General features: G+C 40.8%; 1 protein-coding gene and 1 pseudogene. Both read right to left on the bottom strand.

What is annotated here, in order from left to right; genetic code table 11:
• Nucleotides 1–494: pseudogene (locus tag HT693_RS00590) on the bottom strand (IS66 family transposase); the annotation flags it as partial.
• Complete coding sequence (locus HT693_RS00585; RefSeq protein ID WP_050226214.1) at nt 469–675, bottom strand: transposase; 207 nt, start codon at nt 673–675, stop codon at nt 469–471. The pseudogene HT693_RS00590 and the gene HT693_RS00585, both read right to left, overlap by 26 nt.
• Nucleotides 676–682: the final 7 nt, after the last annotated feature.

Raw genomic sequence — 682 nt, 5'->3', positions numbered from 1 at the left:
TTATAAAGGGACTCTAAATAATATTGACTCGCCTTGATATGCCAATTAGAGATTTCCTTACGTGTGATTGGTAAACCCATCTTAGCCCAATCTTCTTCTTGGCGATAATTGGGTACCTTCAGATTAAACTTCTGATGGATGGTGTGAGCGATAATAGAAGCTGAGCCAAGGCTATGCGCCAAAGGGGCTTTAGGGATAGGAGCTTTCACAATTTTATCACTCGGATTTTTCTCACTGCATGCTTGGCATTTGTAAGAGTGTTGGATATGATCTATGCGTTTTAATTGCGCAGGAATAAAGACTAATTCTTGGCCTTGAAGACTCGCTCCAATCTCTTTTAGATCTCCCTGACAGTCAGGGCAAATGCAGTCCTCTAAGCGATGATGGAGTTCTTCTGAATCGAATTGGGCAAGAAGAGCTTGACGTTTCCCTTTAGCTTTCTTACGTTTATAGGTGATTTCTTCTCTTTCAACTGGGAACCTCTCCATCTTCATCAGATGAAACTTCCTCCTCAAAAAGGCTGACTTGTCCAGATGGACAAACACTTTTCTCAGAGGATTTTCCATAGAGCTTTTGCGTTAGATAAGCCACTTGTTCACGCAGAAGGGTAAGTTCATTGGTGAGACTATCAATTGTAGCACTCTGTTGTTGAATGATTTTTAATAAGTCTTTCATCATCTTC

It is taken from the genome of Streptococcus sp. 2154 (assembly GCF_013277255.1).
GTDB classification, from domain to species: domain Bacteria; phylum Bacillota; class Bacilli; order Lactobacillales; family Streptococcaceae; genus Streptococcus; species Streptococcus pseudopneumoniae.
Note: the sequence above shows the minus strand (reverse complement) of the source record. Positions and strands in the feature narration are given on the sequence as shown.

Excerpts from the sequence above, each read along its gene's own strand:
- HT693_RS00585 (WP_050226214.1), bottom strand. The coding sequence starts at position 675 with ATGAAAGACTTATTAAAAATCATTCAACAACAGAGTGCTACAATTGAT.